This is a genomic window from Nocardia sp. TBRC8007 (assembly GCF_056629435.1).
In genome coordinates this window covers 1-297 of the sequence record NZ_JBWSOR010000208.1, presented here as the reverse complement: position 1 = coordinate 297, position 297 = coordinate 1, and the positions used below count along the sequence as shown (strand labels likewise).

The 297-nt window shown below is 62.0% G+C and carries 1 protein-coding gene; it reads right to left on the bottom strand.

Translation table 11 applies throughout. The annotated features are described in order from the left end of the window. On the bottom strand, window positions 1-297 hold a 297-nt coding region (locus ACX4ZE_RS23330), incomplete at both ends, for a hypothetical protein (protein ID WP_480275617.1).

The window sequence follows — 297 nt, the reverse complement described above, 5'->3', positions numbered from 1 at the left end:
GTCAGTCCCGACTGCGACCCTGCGGCCGCGATACGGGACCAGTTGATCGGGAAGATGTTGAACTTGGTGATACCGAGCCGCAGTACCTCCTCCAGATACAGCGGACCATCGTCCATGTCGACGAGGTCGAATCCGGTGTTGACCAGATAACGAGCGAGATTCTCGTCGTCGGCGACCAAACCCCCGCCGGTCATATGACCCCAACCGACCGCCACTACGGGGGCGCCTCGACGAGCGAGGACCTCCGCATAGGAGTTGAGCGCCATATTGGCCGCAGTGTAGGGGTAGAGGCCGACG